The sequence below is a fragment of the Mycolicibacterium rhodesiae genome, assembly GCF_002086695.1.
GTDB lineage: Bacteria > Actinomycetota > Actinomycetes > Mycobacteriales > Mycobacteriaceae > Mycobacterium > Mycobacterium rhodesiae.
The window spans coordinates 59,188-74,120 of sequence record NZ_MVIH01000003.1; the positions used below are offsets into that span (position 1 = coordinate 59,188).

Below are 14,933 nucleotides of genomic sequence, written 5' to 3' on the forward strand. Positions count from 1 at the left end.
GGCTCGACCTTTCAGTGGCAGGGGAAGCCGAGCAGGTGCCGGGCGTCGTGGACGAACTCATGGATGTGGGTGTCGGAGCCGAATACCGACACCGCACCCTGGTCAAATCCGATGAAATAGAACGCGATCAGGGCCAGCACAGTGGTTACCGTCAGCTGCAGGGCCATGCCTGCGGTGTGGGTGTCGGGCAGCTCGAACGTCGCGCTCGGCCGCGCGGCGGACCGTCGAGTAGTCGAAGACATCATGTCCCTCTCGGTAGTTACTTCCAAATTGCAAATATTTCGCTTGCTCTGAATACCCGGCGGAGTTCCGAGCGGTCAACCGGAGGAGCCTGGTCTGGCGGCGCCGAAATCCAGGTTTAACACCAGGCCGGTCGTTCGTAAATCCTGTGTTACGCATGGCGGTACGGATTGCGTGACGGTGCCGATGGTGCGCATAGTTCCAAATGAAAGTATTACGACCGTGAACTAATGATTGGAGAGCCGGATATGCACGGTCCACACGACCTGGGTGGGCGCGACGGCATCGGCCCCGTCGCCACTGAATTCCTCGAACCGGGGATCCCGGACTGGCGCTACCCCTTCGAAGGCCGGATGCACGCGGTGACCGCCATGGCGATCGCCAAAGGTGCCTTCAACCTTGATGAACAACGCCATGGCATCGAGTTGATGAAGTGGAGTGAGTACCTCGACTCCACCTACTACGCCCACTGGTTGTTCTCGGTGGAGAAGCTGCTCAACGACAAGGGTTACGTCTCCCACGAGGAGATCGACGCACGGATGCAGGAACTGGGCGCTCCGTCGATGACGCCGCATCCGCAGAAGCCGGAGAACCTGTCGCCGTTCGCCCAGCAGATGATCGACATCCTGTGGAAAGGGACGCCGCATGATCTGCCGGCCGACACCCCGCCACGTTACGGCGTCGGCGACAAGGTGGCGGTGCGCAATCTCAACGAGGTGACCCACAACCGGTTGCCCGGCTATCTGAATCGCACCGTGGGCGTTATTGCCAAGCAGTACGGGGCATTTCATGATCCCGCCGACAGCGCGCACAAGCAGATCGACACTCCCCATCAGCTCTACATGGTCAAGTTCAACTCCGTTGACCTGTGGGGTGACGAGGCGGTCGAGGACTTCAACCTGTACGCCGATCTGTTCGAGAACTACCTCGAACCGGCCTGAGAGTAGGAGAAATGAGCGAAATGGATTGGCTGTCGTTGTCCGACGTCGAGGCGCGAGTGAACGCGCTCGAGTCGCTGATGGTCGAAAAGGGCTTGGCCGAACACGAGGCAGTCGATGCTGTCGTCGCCTCGTTCGAGAACGATATGGGCCCGGTCAACGGGGCAAAGGTGGTCGCGCGGGCGTGGACCGAACCCGGGTACCGCGAGTGGTTGCTCCGCGATGCCACCGCCGCGATCGCTGACATGGGTTTCACCGGTCTGCAGACCGAACACATGGTGGCAGTGGAGAACACCGATGAACGGCACAACGTGGTGGTGTGCACGCTGTGCTCGTGTTACCCATGGACGCTGCTGGGCATTCCGCCGGCCTGGTTCAAGTACCCGCAATACCGTGCTCGCGTGGTCAAGGACCCGCGCGGGGTACTCGGCGAGTTCGGACTCGAATTGCCCGCCGAGACCAAGATCGACGTCTGGGACAGCAGCGCGGAGATCCGCTATCTCGTGATCCCTCAGCGTCCCAAGGGCACGGAGACCATGACGGTAGAGGAGCTGATCCCGCTGATCAACCGCGATTCGATGGTGGGCACCGCGCTCGCCTCCGCGCCGGGGGAGTGAACCGATGACCACGACCCTCGATCTGACCGGGTTCGACGATCTCGGCGGCACAATCGCGCTGCCGCGTTCCAACGGTGAGCTGGTGTTTGACGCACCCTGGCAGGGAAGGCTTTTCGGGCTCGTCGTGCACCTGTGCAAGTCCGGGGCCTTCGAGTGGGACGAGTTCAAGGCGCACCTGATCGCGGCGATCGGTGACTCCGGGGTCGACGAGACCTGTGACCCGGAGATCTACTACCGCCAGTTCGCGGAGGCGTTCTGCCGACTGGCCGCGCAGAAGCAATTCTTCGACGCCGACCAGTTGGAAACGCGGACCGTTACCGAGGCGCAGCGCCTCGCCCACGATGACCATGACCATGACCACGAGCACGAGCACTGAGGCAGAGGGGATTTCGCGGATGTCGAAAATTTCTGCGCTGGCGCTGAGCGTGGGAGTGCTTGGGGCGCTGTCGACACTCATGACGGCAACGGTCTGGAAGCTTCCGGTGTGGGTGCTGTTCCTGGCGTGGGCATCATTCTTCTTCGTGGGAACAGGGGTGTCCGGGCTGTTGAAGTCGGTGGCGTGCAACTGGACCGGTATCGCGATCGCCACGCTCACCCTGCTGTCGGTGCACAACACCTCCAGCGCGGTGCTGCTGGCCGTCGCGGTGGGAGTGGGCAGTTTCGCCATGGTGCAGGTATCCCGGCTGGCCTGGGTATCGGCTACTCCGGCGATCGTGTTCGGTTTCGCGATGACCGTCGGAACCATTGCGGCGACGGGGAATTCCATCACGACCGCCGGTGTGTCCAATCCCGCGCTGATCGCGGCGACGACGGCTCTGGTAGGTGCATGCTTCGGTATCGCCTCGGAGTGGGGTGCCGCGGCGCTGGGGATGATCTCGCAGGTTACGGTCCCGCGGCGCGTGGTCCAGTGAGATACGCTGTCGCGCAGACTAGTTGTCACCGCAGAAGCGATCGAGAGCTGGGAGCGTCGTGCTGACATCGACGAGCAATCTGGACAGTATTGCCGAAGTTTTCGTCCGTGCCGAGCGCCGGTGGACCGATGCGCTGTGCAACGGGTTGCTGGACGCCGACGTCAACACGATCGAGGGTTGGCGGGTGCTCGGCGCGCTGCGCACCGGTGACGGTTTCACGATGAGCGACATCTCGGCGGCGATGTCGATCCCCCCGCCGACACTGACCCGGATCGTGGACAAGCTCGTCGACTCCGGATTGGTGCTCCGGCGGGTCGACGCGGCGGATCGCAGGCGGGTATTGGTTCACCTGTCGGCGCGCGGTAAGGCCAAGGTGCGCAAGCTGACCAAGCAGGAAGCTGGGCTCAAGGCCGTGCTGGTCGACGAACTGGGCGAGGACAATGCCGCACAGTTCATCCAGACCCTTGCCCGCGTCGGCGACCTGTTTTCCACCCCGTGAACGGTCGCGCAACGCGCTAGTAACGCGGCAGGCCGACGATGGGTCGAGGGTGCGGTCGGAAGACAGCTGGATGGAGGTCGATGGTGCACCAGACACCGGCGATCAACGTCGCCCTGGTCATCCCGCGCTCGGGATCGGCCGGTATCTATGGCCCGTCGTGTGAAGCCTGTGCCGAGCTCGCCATTGCCGACGTCAACGCGACGGCCGGCGTGTTGGGCCGGCCGGTCCATCTGGTTCCGGTGGACGGCAGCAGGCCACCGCCGGTGGTTGCCGCCGACATCGCACGCCTGGTCGACCTCGGCGCGATCGATGCGGTCACCGGCTGGCACATCTCCCCGGTGCGGCAGGCAATCGCCAAGGTGACCGCCGGTCGGGTGCCGTACGTATACGGGCCGCTCTATGAGGGTGGCGAACGCACCGCGGGACTGTTCCTGACCGGTGAGACGCCGTCGCGCCAACTCTTGCCCGCGATGGACTGGATGACGGACCAACACGGCGTCGATCGCTGGATCGTGATCGGGAACGACTACGTCTGGCCCCGGCAGACGGGTGCGGCGGCGGCAGGGCATGCGCGCGCCAAAGGCAAACCCCTGGCCGGCGAGATCTACGTCCCGCTGGGAACCGAGGACTTCTCGGCCACGCTGCGTCACGTCGAGAGCAGTGGCGCGACCGGGGTGGTCTTGTTGCTCGTCGGACGTGACGGGGTGATGTTCAACCGGCAGTTCGCCGAGGTCGGGCTGGACGCCGCCGTGCCCCGGCTGAGCCCGCACGTCGAAGAGAACATGCTGATGGCCAGTGGCAGCGAGAGCAACCGGGGGTTGTTCGCGGCGGCCGGCTATTTCGAAGCGCTTCACACCACCGCCAGCCTGGAGTTCGCCGCGCACTACTACGCCACCTTCGGCCCGGCCGCACCGGCACTCAACAGCATCGGAGAGTCTTGCTACGAGGCGATCACCTTGCTGATCGCACTGGTGTCGCGGGCCGGTTCCCTGGCGGTGCCCGACCTGACCGCGGCGGCGGTCGGCCTGACCTACATCAGCCCGCGCGGTGAAGTCACGATGCGTGGCAACCAGATGAGCCAGGACGTGTATGTCGCCGAGGCGATCGACCTCGATTTCGAGATCCGGGCGCGCATCTCTGCGGCCTGAACCCAAATTCTGGTGTCAAAAGCCTCTTGGATGCTGCCCCGAATATTCGTTAAAGTTGAGCGGAACAGACTCAACCTTGACGACGTTGAAGAAGGCGACAAGCATTTTGCCGTGCCCTGCCGACTGTCCGCGGGCACGGTCTGACCGAAAGTGAGGTGTCGTGGATTCTTTCAACCCGACAACCAAGACTCAGGCGGCACTGACCGCCGCGTTGCAAGCTGCCAGTGCGGCAGGCAACCCGGAGATCAGGCCTGCCCACCTGCTGTTGGCGCTGCTCACGCAGGCCGACGGCATCGCTGCGCCGTTGCTCGAGGCTGTCGGTGTCGATCCCGCCACGATCCGCACCGAAGCGCAGCGGCTGGTCGACCGGCTGCCGTCGAGCAGCGGTGCGACCTCGCAGCCCCAGCTCTCCCGTGAGTCGCTGGCGGCGATCACCGCCGCCCAGCAGCTCGCTACCGAGATGGACGACGAATACGTCTCCACTGAACACCTGATGGTCGGTCTCGCCACCGGCGACTCCGACACTGCCAAGTTGCTCACCGGGCACGGGGCCTCCCCCCAGGCGCTGCGCGACGCGTTCGTCAAGGTCCGCGGCAGTGCCCGGGTCACCAGCCCGGACCCCGAGGCCAGCTACCAGGCGTTGGAGAAGTACTCCACCGATCTGACCGCACGCGCTCGGGAGGGCAAGCTCGACCCGGTCATCGGCCGAGACACCGAGATTCGCCGTGTCATCCAGGTACTGAGCCGGCGCACCAAGAACAACCCGGTGCTGATCGGCGAGCCCGGCGTCGGCAAGACCGCGATCGTCGAGGGCCTGGCGCAGCGGGTCGTCGCCGGCGACGTGCCGGAGAGCCTGCGCGACAAGACCGTCATCTCCCTGGACCTGGGGTCGATGGTGGCCGGGGCCAAGTACCGCGGTGAATTCGAGGAGCGGCTCAAGGCCGTGCTCGACGACATCAAGAACTCGGCCGGGCAGATCATCACCTTCATCGACGAGCTGCACACCATCGTCGGCGCCGGTGCCACCGGTGAAGGCGCGATGGATGCGGGCAACATGATCAAGCCGATGCTGGCCCGTGGCGAGCTGCGGCTGGTCGGTGCGACCACCCTCGACGAGTACCGCAAGTACATCGAGAAGGACGCCGCCCTGGAGCGCCGGTTCCAGCAGGTGCTGGTCGGCGAACCGTCGGTCGACGACACCGTCGGCATCCTGCGCGGGCTCAAGGACCGCTACGAGGTCCACCACGGCGTGCGTATCACCGACTCGGCGCTGGTGGCGGCAGCCACGCTGTCCGACCGCTACATCACCTCGCGCTTCCTGCCCGACAAGGCCATCGACCTGGTCGACGAGGCGGCGTCTCGCTTGCGCATGGAGATCGACTCGCGACCCGTCGAGATCGACGAGGTCGAGCGGATCGTCCGCCGCCTCGAGATCGAGGAGATGGCGCTGGCGAAGGAATCCGACGACGCGTCCAAGGACCGCCTCGACAAGCTGCGGGCCGAATTGGCCGACAAGAAGGAGCAATTGGCCGAGCTGACCACCCGGTGGCAGAACGAGAAGAACGCGATCGACGTCGTGCGCGACTTCACCGAGCAACTCGACAAGCTGCGCGGTGAGGCCGACCGGGCCGAGCGTGACGGCGATCTGGCCAAGGCCGCCGAACTCCGTTACGGCCGCATCCCCGAGGTCGAGAAGAAGCTCGACGCGGCGCTGCCGGTGGCCGAAGCCCGCGAGAACGTGATGCTCAAGGAGGAGGTCGGACCCGACGACATCGCCGACGTGGTGTCGGCGTGGACCGGTATCCCGGCAGGCCGGATGCTCGAAGGCGAGACCGCCAAGCTGCTGCGGATGGAGTCCGAGCTGGGCAAGCGGGTCGTCGGACAGGTCAAGGCCGTGCAGGCCGTCTCGGATGCGGTGCGCCGCACCAGGGCCGGAGTGGCCGACCCGAACCGCCCGACGGGCTCGTTCATGTTCCTCGGGCCGACCGGTGTCGGTAAGACCGAACTCGCAAAAGCGTTGGCGGAGTTCCTGTTCGACGATGAGCGGGCCATGATCCGCATCGACATGAGCGAGTACGGCGAGAAGCACTCCGTCGCCCGGCTCGTCGGTGCGCCTCCCGGGTACATCGGCTACGACCAGGGCGGCCAGCTGACCGAAGCGGTGCGCAGACGGCCCTACTCGGTGGTGCTGTTCGACGAGGTCGAGAAGGCGCATCCGGACGTGTTCGACGTCCTGCTCGCCGTGCTCGACGAGGGCAGGCTGACCGATGGTCAGGGCCGCACGGTCGACTTCCGCAACACCATCCTGGTGCTCACGAGCAACCTCGGCGCCGGTGGCACCGAGGAGCAGGTGATGGCGGCGGTGCGCTCGGCGTTCAAGCCCGAGTTCATCAACCGGCTCGACGACGTGATCGTCTTCGACGCCCTGCAGCCCGACGAGTTGGTGTCGATCGTCGACATCCAGCTGGCTCAGCTGCAGAAGCGCCTTAGCCAGCGGCGCCTCACCCTCGAGGTGTCGTTGCCTGCCAAGCAGTGGCTTGCCGAGCGCGGGTTCGACCCGCTCTACGGCGCCCGGCCGCTGCGCCGGCTGATCCAGCAGGCGATCGGCGACCAGCTGGCCAAGCTGTTGCTGGCCGGTGAGGTGCATGACGGCGACGTCGTGCCGGTCAACGTCAGTCCGGACGGCGAGTCGCTGATCCTCGGCTGACTTCTCTGCGCGAGCAGACGCAAAGGTCCCCACACCACGGCGTGTCGGGGACCTTTTGCGTCTGCTCGCGTTATGCGTCCGGCATACCCAGCGCGGCGAGTGCGCCGGTGACCGTCGCCTCTCGAAGCCGCCGCTGTGAACTGTCCGGAAATTGAAGGCAGCAATCCTGCAGACCGCCGAACGCGATGACGCCGCGGGCCGACTGCTCCAGCGTGGGGCGTGAACCGAACACCAACCGGCACAGCCGCTCTCGCCATGCCAGCAGCGTGTCGATCAAGCCGAGGTCGGCCAGCGTGGTCAGCTCAGTCACCACCAGCATCAGGTCGGCTCGGTGCCGGTAGTGGAAGTCGAAGTAGCCCTCGAGCAGTTCGCGAGGGGTGGCGCGGGCGGCCGGCGCGCGGTTCTCCTGCTCGGTGACGAAGCGCTCGCCCTCGTCGATCAGCGGCTGCAGAATGCTGCGGACGAGGTCTTCGCGGGACTTGAAGTGGTAGTACAGCGCGGGCTTGGTGATGCCGAGCCGGTCGGCGATGTCCTGCAGGCTGGTGCGTTGCACACCCTTCTGGCCGAACAACTCCCGGGCGACGTCCTGGATCCGTTCGCGCGTTCCTGACGCGGGCCTGCTCACGTGACCACCCTAACTGACCGATTGTTAAGTAAGCTCGCGAAGGATATGCTTACCGACCGTTAAGTAAGTGAAGTGGAGGCAAACCAATGCGCGTGCTCGTCTCAGGTGCCAGCATCGCCGGACCTGTCCTGGCCTACTGGCTCACTCGCCGCGGCTTCGACGTCACCGTCGTCGAACGCGCTGCGGCACTGCGTAAGACCGGCGGTCACGCGGTCGACCTGTTCCGGCCCGCGATGGAGATCTCCGAACGTATGGGGGTGATCGACCAGGTCCGGGCTCGCGCGACCGGCACGACTCGGATGATCCTGCAACGCACCGACGGGCGTCCTCCGGTCGACGTGGACTACCTGAAACTGGTCGGCGTCATCTCGGACCGGCACGTCGAGATCATGCGTGACGACCTGAGCCAGATCTACTACGACGCCGGTCGTGACGACGTCGAGTATCTGTTCGGCGACCAGATCACCGCGATCGCCGACGACGACACCGTGGACTTCGTCAACGCCGGTCGGCGCCGCTACGACATCGTCGTCGGTGCGGACGGACTGCATTCCGGTGTGCGCCAACTCGTCTTCGGTCCCGACGCTGGACACAGCCGGTTCCTCGGCGGCTACCTTGCGGTGCTGTCGGTGCCGAAAAGCCTTGCGCGCGATGGTGAAATGACGAACTTCATCGACACCCGCCGCTGGGCGATGATCTATACGACCGACCACCTCGACGATGCTCGCGCGGTGTTCCTGTTTCGGCCCGAACAACCGCTGGACTATCACCATCGTGACGACGCACGGCAGCGAGTGCTGCTGCGCACCGCGTTCGCCGGCCTCAACCCGACCGTCGATCGCTGGCTCGCCGAACTCGACGGTCCAGGCTCCTTCTACTTCGACTCGATCACCCAACTGGAGCTGACCAGTTGGTCGCGGGGCCGGGTCACGCTGGTCGGCGACGCGGGGTACTGCCCTGGACCCGCCGTCGGCGGCAGCACCAGCCTGGCGGTGCTCGGTGCCTACGTGCTGGCCGGTGAACTCGAGCGGGCCGGGGGCGACCACATCACGGCGTTCGCCGCGTACGAGGCGGTGATGGCCGACCCGGTGCGGCACAGCCGCGCGTTCGCCCGCACGGTGGCCAAGAGTCTGGTGCCGCGTTCGGAATTCGGGGTGTGGGCGCTGGTCACCGCCGGCCGCACCCTCGACGCGCTCCCGGCCGGTCTGACCAGGGCAGTCGCCAAGCTCAACAGCAGCGGCGTCCGGTTGTACGACGCCATGAGCTATCCCGACTACCCGGTGCCCGCCTCCGCTGTGGATTGATGGTGCCGGCCGGAAATGCGCGGACCCGCCGAGGCGACCGGCCCGTAATAGGTCTGTGACCTGCTGGAGTTCTCGCTTCCGGGCAGTGAGCAGATACGCTAGGGCTAATGGTTCCGTTCTGGTTCACGCTGTCCGCGCTCTGCTTCGTGGGTGCGGCGGTGCTGTTGTACGTCGACATCGGTCGTCGACGTGGTCTGGGCCGCCGCCGTAAGTCGTGGGCGCGGTCGCACGGGTTCGACTTCGAACCCGAGTCCGCCGAGATCATCGACCGCTGGAAGCGCGGGGTGATGTCCACCGTCGGCGATGTCACCGCCCGCAATGTGGTGCTCGGGCAGATCCGCGGTGAAGCGGTCTACATCTTCGATCTCGAAGATGTAGCCACCGTGATCGCGCTGCACCGCAAGGTCGGCACCAACGTGGTGATGGATCTGCGTCTCAAGGGCATCGCCGAGCCGCGGGAGAGCGACGTCTGGCTGCTCGGCGCCATCGGCCCGCGGATGGTCTATTCGACCAACCTCGACGCTGCCCGCCGGGCCTGCGATCGCCGGATGGTGACGTTCGCCCATACCGCGCCGGACTGCGCCGAGATCATGTGGAACGAGCAGAACTGGACGCTGGTCTCCATGCCGATCTCGTCCACCCGCGCCCAGTGGGATGAAGGCTTGCGCACCGTGCGGCAGTTCAATGACCTGCTGCGGGTGCTGCCCCCGACCGTGCAGCCTGCGCTGACTCAATCCGCCGGGCGGCGCAACGCCTCCCCGGGTCGCCCGCTGGCCCCCGCAGGGCGCCGGGAACTGCCGCCGGGACACGTTGACGCTCCGCCTCCGATGCGCCCGCAGCAGCCGCGCGGTGTCGGCCAGCCTGGCACTCAGGCTCCCAACTACCAGCGCTGACCCGGTAGGGTCGCGGCGTGCCCCGTCCAGTCGCCCTGATCACCGGCCCCACCGCGGGCCTTGGTGCGGGCTACGCCCGCCGCTACGCGCGGGACGGCTACAACCTCGTACTGGTCGCCCGCTCCGTGGACCGACTCTCCGACCTCGCCACCGAGCTGAGGGCCGCCCACGGTGTCGATGTCGAGGTACTGCCCGCCGATCTCACTGAGGCCACCGACCGCGCCCGAGTCGCCGACCGGCTGGCCGCCGGGGTGCAGGTGCTGGTGAACAACGCCGGGTTCGGCACGTCCGGTGAATTCTGGACCGCCGACCCGGCCCAGCTGCAGGCCCAGCTCGACGTCAACGTCACCGCCGTCATGCACTTCACCCGTGCGGCCCTGCCGTCGATGATCGAGGCCGGGTCGGGCACCGTGATCAACATCGCCAGTGTCGCCGGGCTGCTGTCGGGTCGTGGGTCCACCTACTCTGCGTCGAAGGCCTGGGTCGTGTCGTTCACCGAAGGGCTCGCCAACGGTATCGCCGGCACCGGTGTGAGTATCCATGCGGTCTGCCCGGGATTCGTGCACACCGAATTCCATGAGCGCGCCGGCATCGACATGAAGTCGATCCCGAACATCTTGTGGCTGAACGTCGATGACGTTGTCGCCGAGAGCCTGGCCGATGTGGCCAAGGGCAAGGTCATCAGCATTCCCGGCCTGCAGTACAAGGTACTGACCTCGGTGGGCCGGCTGGTTCCGCGGGGCCTGGTCCGCGCGGTCAACAATACGATGGGAAGAGGCCGTGGCCGCACCTGAACTCAACGCCACCGAACGCGCCGAACTCGCCGAGCTGGTTCGCCAGCTGTCTGTGGTGTTCGGCCGGGTGACCCTGTCATCGGGCAAGGAGGCCGACTACTACGTCGACTTGCGCCGCGCCACCTTGCATCACCGGGCCGCGCCGCTGATCGGTCGGCTGATGCGCGAACTGACCGCGGACTGGGATTACGCGGCCGTAGGTGGGCTGACCATGGGTGCCGACCCGGTCGCAAGCGCGGTCATGCACGCTCCGGGCCGTCCCATCGACGCATTCGTGGTACGCAAAGCGGTGAAAAGCCATGGGATGCAACGTCTGATCGAAGGCGCGGAGGTGTCGGGAAAGCGAGTGCTGGTGGTCGAGGACACCAGCACCACCGGCGGTTCGGCGCTGACCGCCGTGCAGAGTGTGCGCGAGGCGGGTGGGACCGTCGTCGGTGTTGCGACGGTGGTTGACCGGGCAACGGGGGCGGCCGAGGCGATCGAGGCCGAAGGGGTGCCCTACCGAAGCCTGCTGGGTCTGGCCGACCTGGGCCTGCCGACCACCTGATACCTCAAGGTGAAAAACGACGAGGAGCCCATCGAGGCTTGGGAATGGCAGTGGGATGACGTCGTCGACGTGATCTGCGCCGGCGCGGGTCCCGGCGCTCTCGCCCACGCGATCAGCTGCGCCGATCACGATCTGGACGTCGAGATCGCTGATGCTGAGATCCCCTGGCAGGCAATGGACCCGGACACCGCTGCCTATCTGGAATCGATGACCGAGGACCTCGGGTTGACCGGTACGCCGGCCCGGGATCTCGAGCTCACGGCGGTTCGGGCTCAGCCCGTGCCGGTCAAGACCGATCGCCGCGCCACGATCGAACCATTCTTCGGCTCTCGGCTGCGCGACTGGTCGGTGCGCTGCCTCGCCTCGCCGTTCGGCGTGATCTACAGCCAGGTTCCCGACATCATGACGCCGATGCGCGCCGACTCCGCCGAGACAGTCCGGGTCGCGGTGCTTGGCGACTACCAGCCCGACTCGGAGCGCCCCGGTCTTGCGCTGGCCGAGTGGCTGCGTGGGCAGGCCGAGGCGCGCGATATCTACGGTGCGCCCGGTACGGTGTTGCAGCGGTTGATCTTTGAGCACGGGCGCATCGCGGGTGCGGAATTGGCCAGCCCGGAACGGACGCGACTGGTGCGTGCGACTGCGGGCGTGGCGCTGTCGGTCGGACCGTTGCCCGCCGAGACGGACTGGCCTGTCCAAACTGAACTTGCCGACGGTGCACAGGTCGCGGTGGTGAGTCGTACAGCCAGTCGATTCGGTCGCGTCGAATTGCTGTACAGCGTCTTCTGAATCAGTTCCGGATCGGCACGGAAAAGTCCACGGGAATAACGCCTTTGGCGAACAGCTCGGCCATGGCATCACTGGGGATGGGCCGAGACAGCAAGAAGCCCTGCGCGCGGTGGCAGCCGTGCTGGAGAAGAGTCATCGCCGCGGACGGCAACTCCACGCCCTCGGCCACCAGTTCGAGGTTGAACGCCTCGGCCAGTGCGATGATCGCTCGGACGATCGCCAGATCCTCCGGGTTGGTGCCCAGTTCGAGGACGAAACCCTTGTCGATCTTGAGAGTGTCCACCGGAAGCGATTTCAGATGTGTGAGCACGCTGTAGCCGGTACCGAAGTCGTCGATGGCGATGCGCACACCGACCTCTTTGAGCCCCGCCAGAGTGATGCGGGTGGTCTCGATGTCCTGCACCACAACACTTTCGGTGATCTCCAGGCACACCGATTTACCGTCTAGACCGAACTCGGCGATCGTGTCGGCGACCGACTGGACGAATCCGTCCGCGACAAGCTGCACGGGGGAGACGTTGATTCGGATGACCGCGTCCTTGGCGATGCCACTGGCCTGCCAGCGACTGAACTCCTCGCATGCGGTGCGCATCACCCAGCGGCCCAATTCGCCTGCCAGATTGATGGATTCGGCCACGTGAATGAACGAGTCCGGCAGCAGCAGACCGCGGGTCGGGTGCTGCCAGCGCACCAGCGCCTCGGTCGCCAAGATCTCCCCGGTGCGCATGTCGACCTCGGGCAAGTAGTGCAAGATCAGGGACCCGGTGTCGATCACGTTCTGCAGGTGTAACTCGATGTCGTTGCGGAATTCGCTTCTCAACGACATCTCGTCGGTGAAGACGGCGATCTTGTTGCCGCCGGCGTTCTTGGCGTTGAGTACAGCCTGGTCGGCGCGGCGCAAGAGGTCCGAGGTGGTGTCCCGACCCGGAACGCCCAACGCGACACCGGCACTGACAGTGCGGGTGAGCGTCTCTCCGCCGATCGTCACCCTGTCGCGCAACGCATCCTGTAACCGGTGGGCCAGTGCCTCAGCGGCATCGGCGTCCACCGAACCGGCCGGCACGATCACGAACTCGTCGCCGCCGAGGCGGGCGATCACGTCGCCATCGCCGGTCTCCTCGCGCAACCGCTGCGCGAACGCCTGGATGAACCAGTCGCCGGCATGGTGCCCCAGATAATCGTTGATCGCCTTGAGCCGGTCGAGGTCGAGGAACAGCACCGAGACCGGGCCCTGCTGACCCACCCGCAGACGTTCATCGAGGTGGGCGAGCAGTGCCCGCCGGTTGTGCAGTCCGGTCAAGTCGTCGTGCTCGGCGAGGTAGCGCAGCTGATCTTCGGCGACCACGCGGGCCTGCACCTGCGCGAACAACGACGCAATTGCCTTGAGTGCGTTCAGTTCCTCCGGTGTCCAGTCCTTGATGCCGAACTTGATGAACCCGATGCATCCGGTTGTCGTGTCGCCGGACAGCAGCGGAACCGATGCCATCGAGGTCAGGGCCATGCCCGTGCCCTCCTCGACGAGGCGCTGGTACTCGTCTTCGGGAATCGGATCGGGGCGGAAGAAGACCGGCTCCTTGGCGTGCTCGGCGGCGGCGAAGACCGGGTCCGCATCGGTGAAGTAGATGAGTTCGAGGGGGTCTGGGTCGCGTTCGTGTGGTGGCCACTCTGCGATCAACCGGGTCGCCCGAATGCTGTGGTCGTTGTAGCGGAGAAAGCACACATCCACACCGAAGGATGACGACAGCTGGCCGAGGACTTGCTGGCTAACACCGGGCGACGTCGCGGCATCGACAGCCATCAGCTGCGTCGCGACATGCGTGACGAGATTCTCCAGGCTGTCAGCAGTCCCGGTCTCGGAAGGTGTGGTCATCCTGCCATCTCGTGATTAGTGGAGCTTAGGAGATGGTATCGGTTTGTTGGTGTTGTGCTAGCTTCCGCTCCCGGCCAGCAAGCCAAAGCCGCTGAACTCGTCGGAGATGTCGGCCAGCATGCGCATTTCCTTGACGATCTTGGCCAATTGCTTGGGCTCGGCGTGGTTGGCGAAGGTGCGCCGATCCCACCACATCATCTTGGTGCGGTAGCGGTCGCTGGGGTAGGGCGCAGCCGGGATCTTGGTGGCCACCACGCCACCCGAGGTGCTCCACCGGTCCAAGACGTGCGCGGCGGCGGTCGCCAGGATGAACTGGGCGCCTAGGAGGGTCATCGTGGGAAACGCGGTGCGCGCGAACACCCGGGTGAGCTCACCGCTGCGCGCGGGATCGTCGCTGACCCAGGCCGACTTCATCTCCACCACACCGAACGGCAGGCGGTCGGTGATCATCTTGCGGACGGCGTCCTGACCGGACTGGCCGGCCCATTCGACGATTGCGTGCGATTCGTCCGCGCTCAGATACGGTCCCTTGGCACGCAGCCCGCCCAGCATCTTCCCGTCGTCGTCAACGGCGGTATAGAACAGGGTGGTGTCGCGGCCGTCCCGGAATGAGTCGATGTCCAGCGCAGCCTCGACGCCGTGCTTCGCATAACTATTCAGTGCTCCCTGCAGGTAGTCCTCCCATAGCCCGGGTTCGCTGTCCGGTTGGGCGAGCACGATCGTGCAGCCGGTATCGGCGTCGCGCCAGCTAATGGTTTCGGGCAGGGTGTAGAGCTTTTGTTCCGGAAAGGCCAGCACGGAGGCGTTCATCATTTCCCATCTTTCGGGGGGCCTGCGGTAGGGGGTTCCGCAGCGGGTACCGAGGTGGAACAAGGGGTATTTATTCGATCTTGCAAATATCAGTATCTCGCCGAAACGTGCTAAGACTCCAGCCGTTAGCCGGAAAAGCGCTGGTTACCGGGGGGTAGCCGACGAAATCCGCAGTGTGCCCCGGCCGATGCGACGGCTTGCGTGAACACCTGTGCGCACAGAATTCCTGGTCAAGGGCGGCGGA

Annotated in this window: 16 protein-coding genes; 12 read left to right on the forward strand and 4 right to left on the reverse strand. The window is 65.6% G+C overall.

Annotated features, from left to right (window positions below; translation table 11 throughout):
• Positions 1 to 11 precede the first annotated feature (11 nt).
• Positions 12 to 242, reverse strand: coding sequence for a CbtB domain-containing protein (locus BST42_RS07550; RefSeq protein WP_083118354.1), 231 nt, complete (start codon positions 240 to 242; stop codon positions 12 to 14).
• A gap of 228 nt (positions 243 to 470) precedes the next feature.
• Here BST42_RS07550 and nthB point away from each other — a divergent pair, with 228 nt between their 5' ends.
• From nthB to clpB, 7 genes are all read left to right on the forward strand, one after another.
• Entirely contained in the window at positions 471 to 1,181 is a 711-nt protein-coding gene (nthB, locus tag BST42_RS07555; protein ID WP_233209100.1) for a nitrile hydratase subunit beta, read from the forward strand.
• Positions 1,182 to 1,201: 20 nt separating this feature from the next.
• The gene (gene nthA / locus BST42_RS07560; RefSeq protein ID WP_083118355.1) at positions 1,202 to 1,795 is read left to right on the forward strand and encodes a nitrile hydratase subunit alpha; all 594 of its coding nucleotides are present in this window, start codon (positions 1,202 to 1,204) and stop codon (positions 1,793 to 1,795) included.
• A gap of 4 nt (positions 1,796 to 1,799) precedes the next feature.
• Positions 1,800 to 2,171, forward strand: coding sequence for a nitrile hydratase accessory protein (locus BST42_RS07565; protein WP_083117978.1), 372 nt, complete (start codon positions 1,800 to 1,802; stop codon positions 2,169 to 2,171).
• Between the two features lie 19 nt (positions 2,172 to 2,190).
• On the forward strand, positions 2,191 to 2,706 hold the full coding sequence (locus tag BST42_RS07570; RefSeq protein WP_083117979.1) for a DUF1097 domain-containing protein: 516 nt from the start codon (positions 2,191 to 2,193) through the stop codon (positions 2,704 to 2,706).
• A 58-nt stretch (positions 2,707 to 2,764) separates the two neighbouring features.
• Positions 2,765 to 3,205: a MarR family winged helix-turn-helix transcriptional regulator gene (locus BST42_RS07575; RefSeq protein WP_233209101.1), complete on the forward strand. Its 441-nt coding sequence runs from the start codon at positions 2,765 to 2,767 to the stop codon at positions 3,203 to 3,205.
• Between the two features lie 80 nt (positions 3,206 to 3,285).
• The gene (locus BST42_RS07580; RefSeq protein ID WP_165760802.1) at positions 3,286 to 4,353 is read left to right on the forward strand and encodes a substrate-binding domain-containing protein; all 1,068 of its coding nucleotides are present in this window, start codon (positions 3,286 to 3,288) and stop codon (positions 4,351 to 4,353) included.
• Positions 4,354 to 4,513: 160 nt separating this feature from the next.
• The gene (gene clpB / locus BST42_RS07585; RefSeq protein WP_083117981.1) at positions 4,514 to 7,060 is read left to right on the forward strand and encodes an ATP-dependent chaperone ClpB; all 2,547 of its coding nucleotides are present in this window, start codon (positions 4,514 to 4,516) and stop codon (positions 7,058 to 7,060) included.
• Between the two features lie 70 nt (positions 7,061 to 7,130).
• Here clpB and BST42_RS07590 read toward each other — a convergent pair whose 3' ends face one another.
• Positions 7,131 to 7,685, reverse strand: a complete 555-nt coding sequence (locus tag BST42_RS07590) for a TetR/AcrR family transcriptional regulator (RefSeq protein ID WP_083117982.1) — start codon at positions 7,683 to 7,685, stop codon at positions 7,131 to 7,133.
• A gap of 86 nt (positions 7,686 to 7,771) precedes the next feature.
• On the opposite strand from BST42_RS07590, the gene BST42_RS07595 reads away from it, so the two are divergent.
• The 5 genes from BST42_RS07595 (at position 7,772) to BST42_RS07615 (ending at position 12,009) form a co-directional block, all read left to right on the forward strand.
• Entirely contained in the window at positions 7,772 to 8,989 is a 1,218-nt protein-coding gene (locus BST42_RS07595) for an FAD-dependent monooxygenase (protein ID WP_083117983.1), read from the forward strand.
• Between the two features lie 107 nt (positions 8,990 to 9,096).
• The gene (gene ttfA, locus BST42_RS07600; RefSeq protein WP_083117984.1) at positions 9,097 to 9,882 is read left to right on the forward strand and encodes a trehalose monomycolate transport factor TtfA; all 786 of its coding nucleotides are present in this window, start codon (positions 9,097 to 9,099) and stop codon (positions 9,880 to 9,882) included.
• A 17-nt stretch (positions 9,883 to 9,899) separates the two neighbouring features.
• Positions 9,900 to 10,676 carry an SDR family NAD(P)-dependent oxidoreductase gene (locus BST42_RS07605; RefSeq protein WP_083117985.1) on the forward strand — a complete coding sequence of 259 codons (777 nt, stop codon included), beginning with the start codon at positions 9,900 to 9,902 and terminating at the stop codon, positions 10,674 to 10,676.
• A complete protein-coding gene (pyrE, locus tag BST42_RS07610; protein ID WP_083117986.1) occupies positions 10,663 to 11,223 on the forward strand; it encodes an orotate phosphoribosyltransferase in 561 nt (186 codons plus the stop codon). The genes BST42_RS07605 and pyrE overlap by 14 nt, the downstream gene beginning before the upstream one ends.
• A 9-nt stretch (positions 11,224 to 11,232) precedes the next feature.
• A complete protein-coding gene (locus BST42_RS07615; protein WP_083117987.1) occupies positions 11,233 to 12,009 on the forward strand; it encodes a hypothetical protein in 777 nt (258 codons plus the stop codon).
• A gap of 1 nt (position 12,010) precedes the next feature.
• On the opposite strand, the gene BST42_RS07620 is transcribed toward BST42_RS07615, so the two are convergent.
• Together BST42_RS07620 and BST42_RS07625 are read right to left on the reverse strand one after the other, a co-directional pair.
• Positions 12,011 to 13,879 carry a putative bifunctional diguanylate cyclase/phosphodiesterase gene (locus BST42_RS07620; protein ID WP_083117988.1) on the reverse strand — a complete coding sequence of 623 codons (1,869 nt, stop codon included), beginning with the start codon at positions 13,877 to 13,879 and terminating at the stop codon, positions 12,011 to 12,013.
• A 57-nt stretch (positions 13,880 to 13,936) separates the two neighbouring features.
• On the reverse strand, positions 13,937 to 14,692 hold the full coding sequence (locus BST42_RS07625) for a hypothetical protein (RefSeq protein ID WP_110918514.1): 756 nt from the start codon (positions 14,690 to 14,692) through the stop codon (positions 13,937 to 13,939).
• Between the last annotated feature and the right edge of the window lie 241 nt (positions 14,693 to 14,933).